Source organism: Pseudomonas sp. LFS074, from assembly GCF_047978165.1.
Lineage (GTDB): Bacteria > Pseudomonadota > Gammaproteobacteria > Pseudomonadales > Pseudomonadaceae > Aquipseudomonas > Aquipseudomonas putida_P.
On sequence record NZ_JBFPFV010000001.1, the window covers coordinates 2815061 to 2834826 of the forward strand.

Consider the following 19766-nt stretch of genomic DNA (forward strand, 5'->3'; position numbering starts at 1 on the left):
TCAAGGTGATGTAGGCTCCGCGCGTTCATCGGTGAACCCCAGCTCACGGATGAACATCGAAAACAGTTCCGGGTGGGATGAGATGTTCAGCTTCGCGTACAGGTGGCGCCGGTGCACCTTGATGGTCTCCGGCGAGATCCCCAGCCGTTGCGCCATCGCCTTCGACGAGTAGCCGCGCAGTATCAGGCGGGCAATTTCCAGCTCGCGCTCGGACAACAGGCCTTGGGCAAACCTGGCCAAGGCATCGCCAACCGGTGGCCGCACGGGCACCGAGATGTCGCTACGCGCCCAGTGCTGCTGAAGCAGGGCCAGCACCCAGGCACTGACCAGGTTGAACTTGCCCAGTTCCGTTGCATCGAAAGCGCGGCGCATGCCCAGCGACAGTGACAACACCCCGTCCGGCAACTGCAACAGAAACTGGATTTCGTCCACCAGCACATGGTCCTGGAAGTAGTTCTGGTAATAGTCCGTTTGCCAGAAATGGTCCGGGGCCACTTCTTCCAGGTGGTAGCAACCACTGGCCAAGCCTTCGCGGGCGGCCTGGTAGAAAGGGTCCAGCAGGTACAGGCCGTCCAGGTACAGCTCACCTGCGGCCGGCGCTGGCGCGGCGTCGTATTCCTCAAGCACCTGGGGCGCGCCATGGGCCGCGAAGTGAATCGCCAGTGCGTTGTCGAACGGCACCCAGTGGCGTAGCACCAGGATCAGCTGGCGCCAGAAGCGCGGGCTGCCAATCTGCTCGATCGCTCTGGCCAACGCGGTATGAGCGGCAACTTCATGAAAGAGAATGTCCACGACGGCGTCCTTGAAAGCGGTAGGGCATTGGCGCTCGCTTTGCCACAGCTGTCAACCGGGGGTACCCCTTAGTGGGAATTGTCCGACTGGGCGCTGGCGCATAGATTTCATCCCCATCAAGCGGGCCGTCGAGCTCGCCATGTTTCGTTTCCTGGTTCTGCCTCCTGACACTAACAACAACGTGAGGATGAACAAATGACGTCCTGTAGTGCACCCCTCTCGAAACTGAAACCGACGCTGAGCGTCGCTGATGTCGTCGCCATCACCGTATCTTCGGTCACCCCCGCCAGCTCGGTCTTCGTCATCGCGCCATTTGCCATCGCCCAGGCAGGTACCGGGGTGATCTGGGCCTTCATGCTCGGTGGCGTGCTGGCGCTGATGTTTGCACTTTGCTATGCCGAACTGGGGCGCGCCCACAGTGCTGCCGGGGGAGAGTACGTGTTTGCCAAACGGGTATTTGGCGGCATGGCCGGTTACGCCACCTTTCTTACCGTGCTGGCGATGCTGGTGTTCATTCCACCGGTACTGGCAACCGGGGCTGCCACGTACTTGAATGCGGCGCTGGGCTCCCAGCTTGATGGGCAGGCGGTGGCCCTGGTGATTGTCGCCCTGGGGTATCTGCTGGGTATCCTCAATATAAAGTTGAACGCATGGGTTACCGGCATCTGCCTGTTGCTTGAGGTAGCGGCGCTGATGGTGATCGTGGTGCTGGGCTTCGGCCATGCCCAGCAACCGCTCACCAGCCTGGTCAGCCCACTGGTGCTCGATAACGGGATACTGCATGCGGCACCCTGGGCGCTGGTGATTGGTGCGGTCGGCACGGCGTTGTTTTCCTTCAATGGTTTTGGCGGCGCAGTGTTGCTGGCAGAAGACATGAAGTGCGGCGGGCGTGGCATCCCCAAGGCGGTGCTGTGGTCACTGGTGCTGGTGGTGGCCATCGAAGTGATCCCGCTGCTGGCACTGCTGATCGGCGCGCCCTCGCTGGAGGCGATGCTGGCCAGCCCGGACCCGATTGGCTACCTGCTGACGGCGCATGGCAACGAAACGCTGTCGCGCCTGGTGAGTGGCGGGATTTTCCTGTCGGTGTTCAACGCCATCATCGCCCTGGTGATCCAGAGTGGGCGGGTGATCTACAGCAGCGGGCGGGATGCGTTGTGGATGCCGGCCCTGAACCGTACATTCACCCGCATTCATCCCAAGTGGGAGTCGCCGTGGTTGGCCACGCTGTTCCTTGCCGTGCCTTCCACGGCCCTGACCTTCAGCTCCAACCTGGCAGAACTCACGTCTTTCACCGTACTGCTGATCCTCTGTGTGTACCTGGTCGTGGGGTTGTGCGCACTGTTCAGCCGGGTACTGCGCCGTGATCGCGAGCACCCGTACCGTATGCCGCTGTGGCCGTTGCCGGCACTGGCTGCCGTGACCGGTGCCGGTTACCTGCTGACGACCCTGCTGAGTGCGGCTTCGGCCCGGGACATCTTCATCATTGTCGGGCTTCTGCTTACCTCCATGTTGCTGTATGGCACATATGGCAGGTTGAGCCCGGCGTTTCAGAAACTTTGAGCGAGAGACATGATGCGAGCACGCGACTTCGGTATCACGCTGGGCCTTGGTCAACCAGGCCCGTACAACGCAATCACCGATGTACCGGGTGTACGGGTTGGCCACGCCACCCTGAACACGACCCATGACGGAAAACCTGTGCGTACCGGTGTCAGTGTCATCGAGCCCCGCGAAGGCCCGGCGCGCCATCAGCCTTGTTTTGCCGGCTGCCATGTATTGAACGGCAATGGCGATGCCACAGGCCTGGAGTGGATTCGTGAAGCGGGCCTGTTGACGACCGCCATTGCCACCACCAACACGCACAGCGTTGGGGTGGTGCGCGACGCGCTGATCGCCCACGAGCATGCGACCCTGGCGGACGCATCGACCTACTGGTGCATGCCGGTGGTGATGGAGACCTACGACGGCGTGTTGAACGACATCTGGGGCCAGCATGTCAACGCGGACCTGGTTCAGCAAGCGCTGGGGGCAGCATGCAGCGGGCCGGTGGCCGAGGGTGCCGTAGGCGGCGGCACCGGGATGATCTGCCATGAGTTCAAAGGCGGGATTGGTACGGCGTCACGGGTGTTGCTGGCAGAGCAGGGTGGCTGGACGGTGGGCGCCTTCGTTCAGGCCAATCATGGCCAGCGTCGGGAGCTGCGGGTGGATGGCTATCCCGTGGGCCGGGTGTTGCTTGGCCTCCCTTCGCCATTTGACCAGCAGGACACCCCTGGCATGGGCTCGATCGTGGTGGTATTGGCCACCGATGCACCGTTGCTGCCACATCAATGTCAACGCCTGGCGCAACGTGCTGCGCTGGGCATTGCCCGCACCGGGGGCGGCACCGATGACTCCAGTGGCGACATCTTCCTGGCCTTCTCGACGGGGAACACCGGGCTGGCGCCTGCCGATTACAACCGCCGCGATCTGCCGGTGACCGCGCAAGTGGCGATGGTCAACAACGACCATATTTCGCCGCTGTTCGCCGCGGCGGCCGAGGCCGTGGAGGAAGCCATTGTCAACGCGATCCTGGCAGGCAGGTCGATGCTGGCAGGAGATGGGCGAGAGGTGCCTGGCCTTGAGGGGGCACGCTTACTGATGGCCCTCGAACAAGTGGGCTGGCAGGCTCAAGGTTGATATTTGGGGAAGTGCGTATACCTGGGGAGTACAGATGTTCTCCTTTCGATAATTGCTTGTATGCAGGCGGTGATCGGTGGTCTCATCCCGCGCCTGAGCCAACAGGTATTGAAAGATGAACCGCCCGCTATTTGTTTCCATCGATGGCCCCAAGGGCACCGGCAAGACCACGCTGCTGGAAGCCGTTACCCAGGCCCTGAGGGTGGAAGGAAAAAAGGTGATTCGTCTTTGCGAAAGAAACAACGACCCCTACCGGCGCGAAACCATGGCCCTGGTCAACCAGCTCGCCAGAAGCCCTTGCCAGGACCTGGAGTTCAGGGTGTGCGAACGCTTTGCTGAAAGCCGTGCGTGGATTTCCCGACATGTACTGCCTAGGCAGCCAGCTGACAGCATCATCCTGATTGATCGCTGGTACCCCTCTGACGCTGCGTTCCGCCGCACTGTGCCGTTTGACCATATCTTGCGCCTGAACCTTGAACGAAGCGTGCAAGTGCCAGATTTGCATGTCGGGGTTGTCACCGCCCCAGAAACTTCATGGGCAAGGGCTGCGGCCCGCACGCGCGGGCTGGGCAGCACGGTGATCCACAACCTGGATGAGCAGGTGGCCTGTACCGAGGCGTTCGAGCGGGCGGTTGCAGCGCACGGCTGGGTGCTGTGCCGCAATGAAGGGACGATCGAGGCGGCCACACGGCAACTGGTTGGCGAGATTGATCGAGTACTGCGAATGAAATGGACTCAAGCCTCGACCGATGAGTGATGGCCTGTGATCAGCCATTGCCCATCAATGCGTTCAAAGGTGAACAAAAACCTTGCCGGCACCACGTGCTGCTCACCGCCATTGCGGTAGACGAAGGTGTAGAGCCCGCCGACCACCACGGTGCCGAGCTTGCGGCTGACGCGCTTCTTGAACACCTGAACGTCACACACCAGCCCATCATTGGCCAGGAAGTTGTCGAAGTAGTTGCGTCGGCTGTCATCACAATCGCGCACCTGGTTGGACAAGGTCGGCACCAGAATGGCGTCTGGCGCATACAGTGCCAGCACCTGGTCCACGTCACGCGTGGCTACCGTTGCAGCCCACCGATAAAGCGCCGCCTTGGCACCCGCCAGGCAGGCCAGTTCGGTGTCGGCATAGGGTTCAATGTTCTGGGCTGCGGTAGGCGTAGCGCTCATGGGGGCTTGCTCACATAAGGTTCAAAAGGGATGGGTGGCATGTTCATGCCGGGATGAGATAATGTGTTATAACATAACATTATCGAGACAAGTTTCAGATCATGTCCCTCAAGTGCGAACACCTCGTGGTGGGCAGGAACCAAAAGGAAGCTCCTGCATGAGCCGAATCCTTGTCAGGAATGCCCGCTTGGTGAACGAAGGCAAGGTTTTCGATGCAGACGTCCGGGTTACCTGCGCACGCATCGAGAAAATCGCCAGCAGCATCTGGGGTTGCCGCTGGTGCTGCATACACTTTCGGCGTTGTGTTGAACGAACACTGTCAAGGGTTGCCTCTGGCATTCAATGCACAGCGGCACTGACCCTTTTGAACCTGACGCAAGAGTGATAGCGATGAACGAACAAGAGCTGCTTCGCATGCCTGCACAGGCCTACATGGATGCCTCGCAGCAGGCATTCTTCCGTGACCTGCTGCTGTCGCAGCGCACAGTGTTACAAGCGCGAATCTCCAGCGAGTTCGAACTCATGCGCACATTCGAGCCAAGCAGTGACCCTTCCGACCTGGGCACTGTGGAGGAGCAACGGCAATGGCAGTTGCGCCTGCTCGAGCGGGAAAAGAAGCTGCTGGACAAGATCGACGAAGCCCTGCAGCGCCTTGCTCGGGGCGAATACGGGTGGTGCAAGGACACTGGCGAGCCCATCGGCCTGAAACGCTTGCTGCTGCGGCCAACAGCGACGCTGAGCATTGAGGCCAAGGAGCGGCAAGAGCGCAGGGAGCGGCACATACGCGATGACTGAGGCGCTCAGCCTGATCTAAGTGTTCAACGGTAACCTCGCACTCGGATACCCCTTTGGAACCTGAGGAGGTTACTCGATGAATGCGCCGAGCAGCACTTGGCTCAACAAAGTACCGGAAGTGACGCTGTCCTTCTGGATCATCAAGATCATGTCCACCACGGTGGGCGAAACATTCGCCGACTTTCTCGCCGTCGACGTAGGCTGGGGGCTGGCCATCACCAGTGCGGTGATGGCCGTGCTGCTGGCGGGTGCGTTGGCCTTGCAGTTGCGCAAGCGCCACTGTGAACCCTGGATTTACTGGCTGTGCGTGGTGCTGGTGAGCATTCTGGGCACCCAGATCACCGACATCCTGACCGACGAGCTGGACATCAGCCTTTACGCCAGCACAGCGTTTTTCTCGGTGTTGCTGGCTGCCAACTTTGCGATCTGGTACGTGCTGGAGCGCAACCTGTCGATACGCGAGATCGTTACCGCAAGGCGCGAGCTTTTCTATTGGACCACCGTGCTTTGTACTTTCGCGCTAGGCACTGCTGGCGGTGACCTGGCTACCGAAGCGTTGGGGCTTGGCTTTGATATCGGCGTGGTGATCTTTGCCGTATTGATCGCCGTTTGCGTGCTCGCCTGGCGACTGGGCGCCAGTACGGTGCTGGTGTTCTGGGTGGCTTACATTCTGACTCGACCACTTGGTGCTTCCCTGGGCGACCTGCTGACTCAATCGCACGCATATGGCGGCCTCGGCATGGGGGCCACCTGGACCAGTGCACTGTTTCTTTGCGTCATCTTCATCCTGGTCGGCGTTGCCCAGTTCAGCGCCGAACAGTCCAAACGACTCGCCCGTTGATCAAAAAGGTAGTTACCCATGATTTCGCATCGTTTACGCATAGCGACGTTGGCAATCGCCTGCACGTTTGGCGTGCTGCTAACCCAAGGTTGTTCCAAACCGGATCAACAACAAACACAGCAGGCACCTGCGGGCGCCCAAGCAGCGACCAAGCTGGGCGACCTCAGCCCATTCCGGGCCATTGCCGAGGATGTGGCGGCCAAGGTCGATGCCCAGGACTTGCCGGCTGCCAAGGCCCGCATCAAAGACCTGGAAAAAAGCTGGGACGACGCCGAGGCCGGGATCAAGCCACGCGCGGCCAGCGACTGGCATGTACTGGACAAGGCTATCGATCGGGCACTCGATGCACTGCGTGCAGGCCAGCCGCAGCAGGATGACTGCAAAGCGGCAATGGATGCCCTGTTGAAAGCTTTCGACAACCTGCAAAGGCCACGACAAGGTTGAAGCGAGGAACAATCAGTCACCGTGCACTCGGCTATTGTTCCATCACGTGCTCATTTTGGGGAAGGCAATGCGGGTGTTACTGGTCGAAGATGACTGCATGATTGCCCAGGCACTGCAGGACGCGCTGGCAACAGCGGGTTACGCGGTGGACTGGGTAGCCGATGGCCCGACCGCAGAGGCGGCCTTGCGCACGCAGGCCTACGACCAGGTGCTGCTCGACCTGGGGTTGCCCGGACAAGATGGGCTGCAATTGCTGCAACAGCTGCGTGCCGCCGACAACCCCGTTCCCCTGCTGATCATTACCGCGCGCGCGGAGCTTGATGACCGCGTGCGCGGGCTGGATGGCGGGGCGGATGATTTCTTGCAAAAGCCCTTTGAAATGGCCGAATTGCTTGCCAGGATGCGCGCCGTCATGCGGCGCAAAGGCGGGCGCGCGACCCCTGAACTGGGCAACGGCACGGTCAGCCTGGACCTTGTCAGCAAATGCGCCAGGGTGATGGCTCAGCCGCCTGTTCAGCTTTCCAACCGAGAGTTCGCCTTGCTTCAGGCATTACTGATCCGCCCGGGGGCGATCTTGTCGCGGGCCGAACTGGAGGACCGGCTTTACGGGTGGGGGAACGAGGTCGAAAGCAACGCGGTGGAGTTTCTCATCCATGCCTTGCGCCGCAAGCTGGGCAAGGATGTGATTCGCAATATCAGGGGGTTGGGATGGATGGTCTCAAAAGGCGCCTGAACCAGTCCCTGCAGCTCCGCCTGTCGCTAGGGTTGTCCCTGGCGATACTACTGGTTGCGACAATGAGTGGGGTATTCAGCTACCTCTCGGCCTTCGATGAGGCGCTTGAGCTGCAGGACAACAGCCTGCGCCAGGTTGCGGCGTTGTACATGCGCCAAGGTTTGGCATTTCATTACCCAGCCAACGAGCATTCTGTCCCAGGCGACGATGAAGAAACCCGCATCGTCATCCAGTATCTGGCTGATGGACAGGCCGTCAGCCATGCTGATGACAGCTTGTTGCCGTTGCCCATTCCGGGCGCCGTGGCCAATGGCTTGTCTACCATAAATGTCGGAAACGAACCTTTCCGTGTGCTGGTGAACACCGATTCTTCCGGCAAGCGTTTTGCCGTTGCGCAGGAAATTGACAGCCGCAATCGCGATGCCCGCGATAGCGCATGGCGTGCATTGCTGCCATTCGCCATCCTCTTTGCCATTTTGCTGGTGGTGGTGGCCAACCTGATTCGCGAGCTGTTCAGGCCTGTCGCGAGTTTGGCGGCAATGCTCGACCGCCGTGATGATCAGGACCTGCGGCCGATTGATGAGCGTATGCTGGCTATCGAAATACGCCCTTTCATCCAGGCAATCAACCGGCTGCTGGCGCGTGTTGCCCGCACCCTGGAGAGCCAGAAGCGCTTTGTCGCCGATGCAGCCCATGAACTGCGCACCCCCCTTACAGCCCTTTCACTGCAGGTGGAAGGCCTTGAACCCGAAGCAATGACGGCCCGCGCCCAGGCCCAAGTGGCCCAACTGCGGCTCGGTATCGCCAGAAGCCGCAAGCTCATCGAGCAACTGTTGGCATTGGCGAGCGCCCAGCTCGGCGCGCTGCCGACACCTGCGGTATCCCTGCATGAAGTCTGCCGTCGGGTGCTGGAAGATCTGATGCCCTTGGCCGAGCAGAAGCAGCTCGACATTGGCCTGGAAGGTGACGATGCACGCTTGCCCATACGCGAAGTCGAGTTGAGGACCGTGATCAGCAACCTGGTCGAGAACGCCATTCGCCATGCCCCTGTGGCGGGCCATGTCGACCTGCGTGTGGAGCAGGGCGTCGGCCAAGTCACGCTCAGTGTCAGCGACGATGGCCCGGGCATTGACCCGCAAGAGTGGGAGCGCGTGTTCGACCCGTTCTATCGCGGCACTGGCTCGGTGGGGGAAGGCTCCGGCCTGGGGCTGTCGATTGTACGGACCATTGTTCAGCGTTGCGCAGGCGAGGTGGACGTGGGGTACACCGATGCGGCGCGCCGCCAGGGCTGGCGGGTATGTTTGCGTTGGGTGACAAACAGCGGTTGACGATCCGTCAGGGTGTCAGGCGCCCTGACGGTCGATATCCCGGCGCAGGACCACCGAAGTGGTAATGTCATCCACTGATTCGTGACGTGCCACATTGTCGCGTACCTGGTTGAGGTCGTCGATTGTCCGTGTCTCCACTTCAACCACCAGGTCAAGCTGGCCGCTCACCGATGAAACCCGCCGCACGCGCGCGTCCGTTGCCAGCTGGTCGAGCAGCCCCATGGCAGGTGTGCGCTGCAACGTCACCAGCAAGATCGCCCTTATCACGTTGGCGTCTATTTCGCCGATGTCCGCCCGATAGCCACGGATGATCCCGCTGCGCTCAAGGTTGGCGACGCGCTCGGTAGTGGCGCTTCTGGAAAGGCCTATGCGGCCGGCCAACGCCTTCAGCGCAATACGCGCATCTTTCGAAAGTACTTCAAGAATCTCACGATCTTTTGCGTCCAGGTCACGCATTGCACCACCCAATAAGCTCGCCGTCTTTATGCCGGCCGGAACCGGCATAATGCCTGTCGATCCCGACCGTATGCAGGGTGTCGGTTTCGGTGGTGCATGACAAGCTATTGAAAAAACAATTTGCTCGCTCGGAACGTGATGATATGACAGACCTTTCCCACCCGGCACCTCGGTTTTCGGCAAGCGATGCAGAGGGCCTTGCAAAAGATTTCTTCAATGTCACCGGCATTGCAACGCCCCTGGACGGGGAGCGTGATTGCAACTACCGGCTGAAGACGGGCATGGATGCAGGCTGGATCCTGAAAATCGTCAATGCCAGCGAGCCCAGGGTAGAAAGCGAGTTTCAAACCGCGCTGCTCGATCACCTGGCCGTGCATGGCGCGCACTTGGGCGTGCCTCACCTGCGGGCCAGCGTGGCGGGCGATTACCTACCGACGGTGACCAGCGCCACAGGTGAACAGCACGCGGTGCGCCTGGTCAGCTGGTTGGCCGGCACGCCGCTCGCCGAGGCCAGGCGCTCCTTTGCGCTGATGAGAAACTTCGGCCAGGCACTCGGTGAGCTTGACCGCGCCCTGCAGGGCTTCATGCACCCGGGCGCCGTTCGTGAACTGGACTGGGACCTGTGCCATGCGGCGCGCGCTCGATCACGCCTGCACTGCATCAAGAGCCCCGAGCGGCGGGCCATTGCCGAACGTTTCATCACCCAGTTCGAGCAGACTGTCCAGCCCAGGCTGGCTTCACTTCGCGCCCAGGTGATCCACAACGACGCCAACGACTGGAACATTCTGGTCGATGCCGAATCCACCAGCAACGTAACTGGCTTCATCGACTTTGGCGACGCAGTGCATAGCGTGCTGATTGCCGAAGTCGCGATCGCCAGCGCTTACGCCATTCTCGACATGGACGACCCGATCGGCGCTGCTGCTGCGCTGGTGGCCGGCTTCCATGAAAAGTACCCGCTGCAAGCGCAAGAGCTTGATGTGCTGTTCAACCTGATTGCCATGCGCCTGGTCATCAGCGTGACGTTTTCTGCTTCGCGGCACGATCAGGCAGGCGACAATCCCTACCTGGCGATCAGTGAAGCACCTGCCTGGCGCCTGCTGGAACAGCTTGATGCGATGAACCCACGGCTGGCCACCGGCATCCTGCGCAAGGCCTGTGGTTTCGATGCCATCGACGGTGCCGGGGAAATCCGCCGCTGGATTGCGGATAACCACAAAGCGTTCGCCGACCTGGTGCGCCCTTCAGCCGCCATCCTCAACAAAGTGATCGCGCCGTTTGGCGACGCCAGCCACGAAATGACCATCGCTTCGGCCGAGCAACGTCCTGCGGATGCGACCCGCTGGTGGGACGCGTTCTCTGCCGCGCACAAGGTGCCGCTGGCCATCGGGCCATGGGGCGAGTTGCGTACTATCTATACCGACAGTGCTTTCGAGTCCCGTTTCATCAAGGGCCAGCGTCGCACCTTGCATGTGGGGGTCGACCTGGTGATGCCGGCGGGTACGCCTTTGTACGCACCGGTCACCGGCACCGTCAGAAGCGTCGAGGTAGAACCAGACCCGCTTGGGTATGGTGGCCTGGTGATGATCGAGCACGCACCGGCAGGTTGCCCGCCATTTCTGACCTTGTGGGGGCACATGGCCCATGAGGCGCTCGGCCGCTTGAAAGCCGGTGACAAGCTAGAGGCTGGCGACCTGGTCGGTTACATGGGCACCGACCATGAAAATGGCGGCTGGATCCCCCACCTGCATCTGCAGATGGCCACCGATACCCAGCTGACCGCGAGCGAGGTCATTGGCGTTGGTGAGCCAGAGTACCGTGACGTGTGGGCTGACTTGTTCCCTGATGCCTCGATGTTGGCCGGCATTCCGCCAGAGACCTACGACCAGCAGGGCATGACCAAGGCCCAGATCATTGCCAAGCGCAAGGAGTTGCTGCTACCGAACCTGTCAATTTCGTACACTGACCCGATCAAGTTCGTGCGTGGCGATGGCGTATGGCTGATCGACAACTTCGGGCGGGCCTACCTGGACTGCTTCAATAACGTCTGCCACCTGGGCCATAGCCATCCCGATGTGGTCGAAGCCTTGACCCGTCAGGCTGCGCGACTGAACACCAATACCCGCTACCTTCATGACAACATTGTCGAATATGCCGAACGCCTGACCGGCACCTTGCCAGAGGGGCTTTGCGTCGCGTCCTTTGGTTGTTCGGGCAGTGAAGCCAACAGTTTGATGCTGCGCATGGCGCGCAACTACACAGGCAGTGACCAGGCAATCGTGCTGGACTGGGCCTACCACGGCACCACCCAGGAGCTCATCGACCTGAGCCCATACAAGTACAAGCGCAAGGCCGGCAAAGGCAGGGCGGCGCATGTTTACGAGGCGGTGGTCCCGGACAGCTACTACGCGCCCGAGCATTGGCCAGTGGAAGAGCACGGCAAGCGCTTTGCCGAGTCGGTAGCAGAGCAACTGGATGCCATGCGCAAGGCAGGCAAGAAGCCCGCTTTTTTCCTTGCCGAGTCGATTCCCAGCGTGGCGGGGCAGGTGTTCCTGCCCGAACACTACCTGCAGGAGGTATACGCCATGGTGCGCGCCGAAGGTGGGCTGTGCCTGGCCGATGAGGTACAGGTCGGGTTTGGCCGTGTGGGCAGCCACTGGTGGGCATTCGAGACTCAGGGCGTAGTGCCGGATGCTGTCACCATGGGCAAGCCGATCGGTAACGGCCACCCGATGTCGGCGGTCGTGACCACGCGCGAGGTTGCCGATGCCTTCAACAACGGCATGGAGTATTTCAATACCTTCGCCGGCAACCCCGTGTCGTGCGCGGTAGGCCTGGCAGTGCTCGATGCGATCGAGCGCGACCAGTTGAAGGAAAATGCCTTGAGCGTTGGCAATTACCTGCTCGATGGTTTCCGCAAGCTGCAGCAGCAATTTGATGTGATTGGTGATGTGCGCGGCCTGGGCCTGTTCCTCGGCATTGTGCTGGTCACTGACCGTCAGTCGAAGGTGCCGGCCACGGCCTTGGCCAGGAAAGTAGCCGACGGCGCCAGGGAGCGCGGCGTGTTGATCGGCACCGAGGGCCCGCATGACAATGTGTTGAAAATGCGGCCTTCAATGATTTTCAGCCGGGCCAATGCCGATTTCCTGCTCGAGGTGCTGAAAGACAGCTTCATCGCAGCGCTGAAATAGCCTATCGGCTGGGCAGGAGGGCGTGCCGAGGGGCACGCCCTTTGTCGTGTGCTCAGGCTTTTTGGCGGTCAATATCGCGCCGTAGCACCACCGCCGTAGTGATGTCGTCTACAGAGTCATGGCACGCCACAGCGTCTCGTACCCGGTTCAAGTCATCGATCGTCCTCGCCTCTACTTCGACCACCAGGTCGAGTTGCCCGCTGACCGATGAAACCCGTTTCACCTGGGCGTTTTGTGCCAGCAGGTCCAGCAGCCCGAGTGCTGGTGTACGTTTCAGTGCTACCAGGATAATCGCCCGTATTACATTGGCATCGATTTCACCAATGTCGGCACGGTAGCCGCGAATGACCCCGCTACGCTCCAGCTGCAAAACCCGCTCGCTGGTAGCACTTCGCGACAGGCCGATTCTTGCCGCCAGCGCTTTGAGTGCCACGCGTGCTTCCTTGGAAAGTATCTCGAGGATTTCCCGATCTTTGATGTCTAATTCGCGCAATGCTGGCACTCCTGCCTGTTCACCGGTAAATGGCCGGATGCCCCAGTGAAGTGCAGGAGGCACGCCAGCCGAATACTTGCTAGTTTTTGGTGCATTGCAAGACACTACTCCAGTTTTGAAACCGGTCGAAGTAGCGCCGACATTATGTCGGTCGATCCCGGCAATGTGCCACCCGAACACGCACATTGCAGGGTGATTTCAAGGTGTCCGTGTGCAAAGCTCTTTGTGAAGGAGGGGCCATCAGCGCCCCAGACAATAAGAAATACAAACTTCCAAGGAGTGCCTCGATGTGGGTAAGAAAAACCAGGATGCTACTTGCATCCAGCGCAGTGGCAGTAATTGCATTGTTCTCTCAGGGCGTGGCGCAGGCCGATGACTTGCAGACAGTTCAAGAATCAAAAACACTGCGCGTGGCCATGAGCGGCCAGTACGCTCCCTTCAGTTTCGCCAACGAAAAGAATGAAATTGTGGGTTTCGACGCCTCCATTGGTGAAGCACTCGCCCAGCGCTTGGGTGTAAAGATAAAAATCATCACCACCCCCTTCGACGGCATTATTGCCGGGCTGTTAGCCAAAAAGTATGACGCCGTCATCGCTTCGATGACCATTACTCCCGAGCGGCTGAAAGCCGTTGATTTCGTGGGGCCTTATTACCATGCAGGCCGTACCATCGGTGTAAAGGAAGGCTCTCCGATCAAGGGGCTGGATGACCTCAAGGACGTCACCGTTGGCGTTACCTTGGGCGACTCGCATGACAAATGGCCTTGGTTGACGGTTTTCTTGAGCTGGAACGCTCAAGTGGAAAATTGGAGTGGAGCGCCATCCTGCAGAAGATGGCGAGCGACCTTGGATTCTCGAAGATCCTGTTCGGCCTGTTGCCTAAGGACAGCCAGGACTACGAGAACGCCTTCATCGTCGGCAACTACCCGGCCGCCTGGCGCGAGCATTACGACCGGGCTGGCTACGCGCGGGTCGACCCGACGGTCAGTCACTGTACCCAGAGCGTACTGCCGATTTTCTGGGAACCGTCCATCTACCAGACGCGAAAGCAGCACGAGTTCTTCGAGGAAGCCTCGGCCGCCGGCCTGGTGTATGGGCTGACCATGCCGCTGCATGGTGCTCGCGGCGAACTCGGCGCGCTGAGCCTCAGCGTGGAAGCGGAAAACCGGGCCGAGGCCAACCGTTTCATAGAGTCGGTCCTGCCGACCCTGTGGATGCTCAAGGACTACGCACTGCAGAGCGGTGCCGGACTGGCCTTCGAACATCCGGTCAGCAAACCGGTGGTTCTGACCAGCCGGGAGAAGGAAGTGTTGCAGTGGTGCGCCATCGGCAAGACCAGTTGGGAGATATCGGTTATCTGCAACTGCTCGGAAGCCAATGTGAACTTCCATATGGGAAATATTCGGCGGAAGTTCGGTGTGACCTCCCGCCGCGTAGCGGCCATTATGGCCGTTAATTTGGGTCTTATTACTCTCTGAATGGGCGCGTGCTCGCGGCAATCTTAAAGTGCGCACCTATAAAGGGTTGCCGGAAATGCTGGTCGACCTGGATGCCGGGCGTATCGATGCGGTAGTGATGGACAGCATTCCGGTCATGGTTGCGGTAAAGGAAACCGGTCAGAAAGTGCGCATCATCAACCTGCCCGACGAGCAGGGTGGCCGTGAAGGCCTCGGCATTGCCATCCGCAGGAACAACCCTGAACTCAAGGCCCAGTTGCAGAAGGCCCTGGACGAGATCCTGGCCGATGGCACTTATAAAGAAATCTCCATGAGATGGGTGGGTAGCGACATCCGCTGATGCACACCTGCAGTGGCCTGGCCGACAGGTTGGGCCAGGTTGGCTGAACTTTGTGAGTGGTTTTTATGGACCTGTCATTGATCCTCCGTACCTACCCGTTTTTCATGGAAGCCGCTTGGGTAACTGTGCAAATTTCATTACTTTCATTATTACTGGGTTTGGGCCTGGCAATCATTCTCGTGGCAGGCAGGTTATCGCCAGTCATTATCCTGCGATGGGCAGCCAAGATTTACGTCAGCGTATTTCGCGGTACGCCCTGCCTCGTGCAGTTGTTCATTATCTACTTTGGCGGGCCACAGATAGGCATAGAGCTGGAGCCATTCTCTGCTGCGGTGATCGGCTTAGGCATGAATATCGCTGCGTATATGTCCGAGTCCATCAGAGGTGCTATCGACAACGTCGACCCTGGCCAGGAGGAGGGCGCACGGTCAATTGGTTTCAGCCGCAGGCAGACGCTGTTGTTCATCATCATTCCACAAGCACTGAAACTCATGATCAGGCCGCTTGGCGTCAATGCCATTGGCCTGATAAAGGGCTCTGCCCTGGTGTCGGCCATTTCGGTTGTTGAACTGACATATACCGCGCAGCGCTTCATCAGCTCAACTTACAAACCGTTCGAGATATTCATGGTGTCGGCGTTGCTTTATATCGTCATGGTCTACTCGGTCAAGTACTTGGTGGAAGTACTGGACCGGCGATACGCGACCAAGTGAGGAGTACCCGTGGAAGGATTAAACCTGAGTGTCATCACGCCTTACTATGAAATGCTGGCGACCGGCCTGTGGTGGACGGTTGTCATGTTTCTCTGTTCCAGTGTCATCAGCGTGGTGGTGGGCGTGCTGTTTGCCCTGATCGACTTGTATGCGCCCAGGGCCATGGCATTGCCTGTGCGTTTCGTCACCTGGCTGTTGATGGGCACGCCCTTGTTGCTGCAACTGTATTTGATCTACTACGGGTTGGTTCAGGTGGGAATCGATATTCCGGCGCTGGCTGCCGGAATCATCGGGCTGAGCCTGCACTTTGCGGTGTACAACGCTGATGTGATCAAGTCGGGGATCGAGGCAGTTGACCCTGGCCAGATAGAAGGCGCGCGCTCGATTGGCCTGAGCAAGGCAATGACCCAGCGCTACATCATCGTTCCGCAGGCGCTCAGAAAAACCATTGCGCCGCTTGGGAACAACCTCATTGTCTTGCTCAAAGACACGTCGCTGGTATCGATCATTGGTATCGCCGAACTGGTCTACAGCGCCCAACTGGCAGTCAGCGAAACGTACAGCCCCTTTGAGTTCTACATCGCCGTGGCGGTGATCTACTACGTGGCCAACCTGGTGCTCGAGGCTGGGTTGCATCTTATTGAAGCAAAGGTCGAGATGTCACGATGAACAACAACGTTATGGTGGAAGTGAAGGGCGCTCGTAAAGCCTACGGTGCACTTGAAGTGCTCAAGGGTATCGACCTGTCGGTGTCGCGTGGGCAGATTGTCGCCATCATTGGCCCCAGCGGCTCGGGTAAAAGTACCTTGCTGCGCTCGATCAATCATCTCGAAGTGCTTAATGGTGGTGAGGTCTGGCTTGACGGCGATCAGGTCAACCGGCCCTTGAAAGGCCGCGCCTTCGAACAGCATATCAACCAGGTGCGCCAACAGATGGGCATGGTGTTTCAGCACTTCAACCTGTTCCCGCACCTCACCGTCTGTGAAAACATCGCGATAGGGCCGGTGAAGTTAAAAGGCTATTCGAAAAGTGCGGCCAGGGCGTTGGCCCTGGAGTACTTGCAGAAGGTCGGGTTGGCTAACAAGATCGACGAGTACCCATCACGTTTGTCTGGTGGGCAAAAACAGCGTGTTGCCATCGCCCGTGCCCTGGCCATGGAACCCAAGGTGATGTTGTTCGATGAGGCGACGTCGGCACTAGACCCCGAGCTTGTCGAAGAAGTGAACCTGGTCATGAAGCAATTGGCGGCCGAACATATGACCATGCTCATCGTCACACACGAGATGCGTTTCGCCGGTGAGGTGGCCGATCAGATTGTGTTCATGGACGGCGGCGTGGTCGTGGAGCAGGGCGCACCGAGTGATATCCTCAGCAACCCAGTGCAGGACCGCACGCGGGCTTTTCTAAAAAAACACCTGCATGACCGCTAGCTACTGACCTTCAGTAAACGTTGGCTTTTGCAGCAGATTGAACAGCTCCTTGGCAATTTGCGCCTGTTCTTCTCTGGTACCGGCGGCAAGCACACGAATTCTGAAGGTTGACGGCAAAATCATGAGGCCTGAGCGTTCGCGAGCCAGGTCGATTAATTTATGCACGGGTGAGTACAGAAGATAGAGCAGGCCGGCCACCGAGAGCCCTGACATGAGAGTGGTAATCCAGGCTGTATTGGCTGCGGGAGACAGGAATGGGGCGACAGCGGACCCGATCACTAAAATGATCAACACGATGCCAACGATCAGAACCCAACGCCGTACCTGTTCTTCCTCGGTCCGTCTCGCAATCAGTATTTCGTTGATAGCCGCTTCGAATTTATCGATCGCCAGGGTGATCTCCTGACGCATTCGATTCAGCTCCTGGGCATCTGCCGTAGGTCCTTCCAGATTATCGGAGCTACGATTGAAGGCGGTGATCCGACTGGTCAGCCAGTCTGACACGAAAGGAGCTTTTGCATTGTGGCCCGCTAAATCCGAGACAGCTTGTGGGCTCAAGTAGGTAGTAAGGTCCTTCATCTTCGTTGTTCTCCTGCTGTATGCCGACGTGTCGACGCAACTGACCAAACTTAGACTGCCACTTACCTGTCGCCTTCTTGCGAAGGGATCTTAAACCAGTTCGAGCCGGGTTTTTACGTTGCCGAAGAGCGTGTATGCACTCCAGGTGGGGTCTGTATCGGGTGATCGGGTACTCAACCCGAAGGTGCTGACAAGCAGGAACGTCGTGATCAAGATGAAGACCCGGCGTAGGCGTTGCGTCTTCATATCCGTCCCCGGCTATCTTGCAGTCCATGCAGTGGAGGGGGCACTTGTTGCCTCCCCCAGCTGCGCTCGCCCTTATCGGTTTACTCGCCCGTCACAGGATGATGTCAGGGAGTTCTTCAATCGGTAAAACCAACGGCTCCCCCCTACCTACCGCCTCCTGCCCCAATGGATTCTTGGTGAGCGGGTCGGCACCTAGGTAATCGCTGAAGTCATAACCGGTGGCCTTGACCAAATCGGTAATCGCTACCTGGAATGTACGGTAGGCGCCGAGGACCATACCCTCCAACGCTTCTGGGCGTGATCGATCCTCCATCAGCTTGCGGATCAGCTGCCCTTGGCTCAATACGTAGGCGGTGGCGTGCAGCGCCTTGCTCTCGCTGTCCAGCGTGGCCACCAATTTCCAGAACTCGACCGGGACAGTTGCACCGTCGATTTCGATCTCTTCCTCTTCGCTGTCCGGGCCTCGCAGAATCGGGCCGGTGAAAACACAGGCCTTGAAACCGTGCGTACGTGCACTGTCGAGGATGTAGTTTTCCAGACCTTGCCAAAGCGCCTTACCCTGATTCAAGCGCGAGTGCTGGGCGGCCGCGTTGACGTAATGGAAGGTGTCGTCGTTGGCCTTTTGTGCCTCTGCTGCATCACCCCAATTGGGGTCCTCGCGTCGCACCATGTGGCCACGATCGATCTCGGCATCCTTGAAGTTGCTTTCGCCTAACTGGATCGACCTGGGTATGCGCTCATCGACGAACCACTTGTCTACCCCTCGCTTGATTCTTACCGTCGCTCCACCATCGATGTTGACTGCAGTGATCAGCGGGAGCTTGAGTATTGCAGAGTATTTCACCCCAAAATGGGTGTAGCGCAGCTCGAAGGGCTCTGGAGGGTTGTCGCTTGGTTTGGCGAGGTCCTCCGAAAGTCGTTGGGGGAGGCGTGGCCAAGGTGTCGAAACCACTGCTGCCCCGACTTCGCCTTCCAGGAACTGGGTACTGAAGCCTTCTCTATTGTTGAAGTGTTCGGCCGGGTGGCTGCCATCCTTGGCCTCTTCGCGGGCAGCCTGCATCAAAACCGAAATTGGGCGTTCGCCATTGAGCAGAGCCGCGATGGTCTTGGCACTGACGGCGGTGTTTGCCTTGCCATAGATACCGGAGAAATGCAGGCCGACAACTTTGCCGTCTTCGAGCCGGATCAGCGGCGAGCCGGAGTTGCCACCCAGGCTCGTACAGTCGTAGGTCAGGATGCCGTTTTCAGGGGGCAGCAGGATTTTGCCCGGCGCAAAGCGCTTGACCTCGTACAAGTCACGGAAATAGCGCGCTTGCGCGTCGGCATCATTGCGCGAGTCGTAGGCGGGGTAACCGATTAGAGCGACCAGGTCATCTTTGGCCAGTCTGTCGTTGTCATTGATCAGCTCCAGAGGGGTAGGGAGGGTAAAGTCCGCCGTCTCTATCCTAAGCAGGGCTATGTCCGCCGACGTATCGTCGGCCAGGTATTCGATATGGACCAGCTCGGCTGTGCGACTGTTGTCGCCGCTTTGGCTGCTAGCTTCCTCGCCAAAGTCGATCGCGGCGCCATAGCGAGCTCCGGCAAGGGAACGCATGAAAACGGCAGAGCCGTCTTGCTTACGTTTGGCCACCAGCTTGGCCACATGCCGGTTGGTAACCACCACGGTACCGTTGCCCTGGTGCGCGACCACCCAGCCAGTGCCTCCCCATGGCATGTCGTAATTGCGAAACTCGAGGCGTCCAACGGACGGAACCCACTTCTGCACACCCTGAATAAGCGACCCAGTCTCCTCGGGAAAGTCTGGCAGCGGTTCAAGTACCACCATGTCGTTGCGGATCAGTAACGGCGGGCGCCCCACCAGCATCACGATCGCCTCCAGGCTGGAGAGGACTGTCGAATACTTTCTTGCTACGGCTTCCAGGGGTTGTCCCGCCGCCATTGAGTCAAGGCTGGGGCCGGACAGCGTGCTCATGATCGAGTGCGGCAACCGGCCCGAATCCATCGCAGCTCGCACTGCCGCTTCCATCTTGGGGGTAAGCCTTTTCTTCAGGCTGTCGAGCCTCTCTTCATTCGTCATGTC

General features: G+C 59.2%; 19 protein-coding genes and 2 pseudogenes. 15 read left to right on the forward strand and 6 right to left on the reverse strand.

The features are described from left to right. Positions 1–792: a helix-turn-helix transcriptional regulator gene (locus ACNQP3_RS12915; RefSeq protein ID WP_060494151.1), complete on the reverse strand. Its 792-nt coding sequence runs from the start codon at positions 790–792 to the stop codon at positions 1–3. 195 nt (positions 793–987) lie between these two features. On the opposite strand from ACNQP3_RS12915, the gene ACNQP3_RS12920 reads away from it, so the two are divergent. From ACNQP3_RS12920 to ACNQP3_RS12930, 3 genes are all read left to right on the forward strand, one after another. Then, complete coding sequence (locus ACNQP3_RS12920) at positions 988–2352, forward strand: APC family permease (protein WP_060494150.1); 1365 nt, start codon at positions 988–990, stop codon at positions 2350–2352. A 12-nt stretch (positions 2353–2364) separates the two neighbouring features. Next, positions 2365–3468 (forward strand): P1 family peptidase, encoded by a 1104-nt coding sequence (locus ACNQP3_RS12925; protein WP_060515282.1) that lies wholly within the window; start codon positions 2365–2367, stop codon positions 3466–3468. Positions 3469–3583: 115 nt separating this feature from the next. Further along, the gene (locus tag ACNQP3_RS12930) at positions 3584–4225 is read left to right on the forward strand and encodes a dTMP kinase (RefSeq protein WP_060515279.1); all 642 of its coding nucleotides are present in this window, start codon (positions 3584–3586) and stop codon (positions 4223–4225) included. Here ACNQP3_RS12930 and ACNQP3_RS12935 read toward each other — a convergent pair. Continuing rightward, positions 4204–4641 (reverse strand): DUF4440 domain-containing protein, encoded by a 438-nt coding sequence (locus tag ACNQP3_RS12935; protein ID WP_060515278.1) that lies wholly within the window; start codon positions 4639–4641, stop codon positions 4204–4206. The two genes, ACNQP3_RS12930 and ACNQP3_RS12935, sit on opposite strands and share 22 nt — an antisense overlap. A 390-nt stretch (positions 4642–5031) precedes the next feature. Here ACNQP3_RS12935 and dksA point away from each other — a divergent pair, with 390 nt between their 5' ends. The 5 genes from dksA (at position 5032) to ACNQP3_RS12960 (ending at position 8782) form a co-directional block, all read left to right on the forward strand. Continuing rightward, on the forward strand, positions 5032–5436 hold the full coding sequence (gene dksA / locus ACNQP3_RS12940; RefSeq protein ID WP_012272235.1) for an RNA polymerase-binding protein DksA: 405 nt from the start codon (positions 5032–5034) through the stop codon (positions 5434–5436). A 76-nt stretch (positions 5437–5512) separates the two neighbouring features. Next, positions 5513–6277: a membrane protein gene (locus ACNQP3_RS12945; protein WP_012272236.1), complete on the forward strand. Its 765-nt coding sequence runs from the start codon at positions 5513–5515 to the stop codon at positions 6275–6277. An 18-nt stretch (positions 6278–6295) separates the two neighbouring features. Beyond that, the gene (locus tag ACNQP3_RS12950) at positions 6296–6721 is read left to right on the forward strand and encodes a hypothetical protein (protein WP_012272237.1); all 426 of its coding nucleotides are present in this window, start codon (positions 6296–6298) and stop codon (positions 6719–6721) included. Positions 6722–6788: 67 nt separating this feature from the next. Next, positions 6789–7454: a response regulator gene (locus ACNQP3_RS12955; RefSeq protein WP_060494148.1), complete on the forward strand. Its 666-nt coding sequence runs from the start codon at positions 6789–6791 to the stop codon at positions 7452–7454. After that, on the forward strand, positions 7430–8782 hold the full coding sequence (locus ACNQP3_RS12960; RefSeq protein ID WP_264317122.1) for a sensor histidine kinase: 1353 nt from the start codon (positions 7430–7432) through the stop codon (positions 8780–8782). Before ACNQP3_RS12955 ends, ACNQP3_RS12960 begins: the two co-directional genes overlap by 25 nt. Before the next feature lie 15 nt (positions 8783–8797). On the opposite strand, the gene ACNQP3_RS12965 is transcribed toward ACNQP3_RS12960, so the two are convergent. Further along, on the reverse strand, positions 8798–9238 hold the full coding sequence (locus ACNQP3_RS12965) for an Lrp/AsnC family transcriptional regulator (protein ID WP_021784634.1): 441 nt from the start codon (positions 9236–9238) through the stop codon (positions 8798–8800). A 143-nt stretch (positions 9239–9381) separates the two neighbouring features. On the opposite strand from ACNQP3_RS12965, the gene ACNQP3_RS12970 reads away from it, so the two are divergent. Then, entirely contained in the window at positions 9382–12429 is a 3048-nt protein-coding gene (locus ACNQP3_RS12970) for an aminotransferase class III-fold pyridoxal phosphate-dependent enzyme (protein ID WP_264317123.1), read from the forward strand. A 52-nt stretch (positions 12430–12481) separates the two neighbouring features. On the opposite strand, the gene ACNQP3_RS12975 is transcribed toward ACNQP3_RS12970, so the two are convergent. Further along, positions 12482–12922 carry an Lrp/AsnC family transcriptional regulator gene (locus ACNQP3_RS12975; protein WP_012272242.1) on the reverse strand — a complete coding sequence of 147 codons (441 nt, stop codon included), beginning with the start codon at positions 12920–12922 and terminating at the stop codon, positions 12482–12484. 287 nt (positions 12923–13209) lie between these two features. Here ACNQP3_RS12975 and ACNQP3_RS12980 point away from each other — a divergent pair. The 6 genes and pseudogenes from ACNQP3_RS12980 to ACNQP3_RS13005 form a co-directional block, all read left to right on the forward strand. Then, positions 13210–13683, forward strand: a pseudogene (locus tag ACNQP3_RS12980) (transporter substrate-binding domain-containing protein); the annotation flags it as partial. Next, on the forward strand, positions 13680–14399 hold the full coding sequence (gene lasR / locus ACNQP3_RS12985; RefSeq protein WP_347032980.1) for a transcriptional regulator LasR: 720 nt from the start codon (positions 13680–13682) through the stop codon (positions 14397–14399). The pseudogene ACNQP3_RS12980 and the gene lasR, both read left to right, overlap by 4 nt. After that, positions 14398–14718, forward strand: a pseudogene (locus tag ACNQP3_RS12990) (transporter substrate-binding domain-containing protein); the annotation flags it as partial. The gene lasR and the pseudogene ACNQP3_RS12990, both read left to right, overlap by 2 nt. 65 nt (positions 14719–14783) lie before the next feature. Beyond that, complete coding sequence (locus tag ACNQP3_RS12995; RefSeq protein WP_012272244.1) at positions 14784–15431, forward strand: amino acid ABC transporter permease; 648 nt, start codon at positions 14784–14786, stop codon at positions 15429–15431. Positions 15432–15440: 9 nt separating this feature from the next. After that, a complete protein-coding gene (locus ACNQP3_RS13000; protein ID WP_012272245.1) occupies positions 15441–16100 on the forward strand; it encodes an amino acid ABC transporter permease in 660 nt (219 codons plus the stop codon). An 11-nt stretch (positions 16101–16111) separates the two neighbouring features. After that, positions 16112–16861: an amino acid ABC transporter ATP-binding protein gene (locus ACNQP3_RS13005; RefSeq protein WP_177336869.1), complete on the forward strand. Its 750-nt coding sequence runs from the start codon at positions 16112–16114 to the stop codon at positions 16859–16861. On the opposite strand, the gene ACNQP3_RS13010 is transcribed toward ACNQP3_RS13005, so the two are convergent. Together ACNQP3_RS13010 and ACNQP3_RS13015 are read right to left on the reverse strand one after the other, a co-directional pair. Further along, the gene (locus ACNQP3_RS13010) at positions 16862–17440 is read right to left on the reverse strand and encodes a hypothetical protein (RefSeq protein ID WP_264317125.1); all 579 of its coding nucleotides are present in this window, start codon (positions 17438–17440) and stop codon (positions 16862–16864) included. It abuts the gene before it with no gap. A gap of 337 nt (positions 17441–17777) precedes the next feature. Continuing rightward, the gene (locus ACNQP3_RS13015; protein WP_264317126.1) at positions 17778–19763 is read right to left on the reverse strand and encodes a DNA/RNA non-specific endonuclease; all 1986 of its coding nucleotides are present in this window, start codon (positions 19761–19763) and stop codon (positions 17778–17780) included. Positions 19764–19766 lie beyond the last annotated feature (3 nt).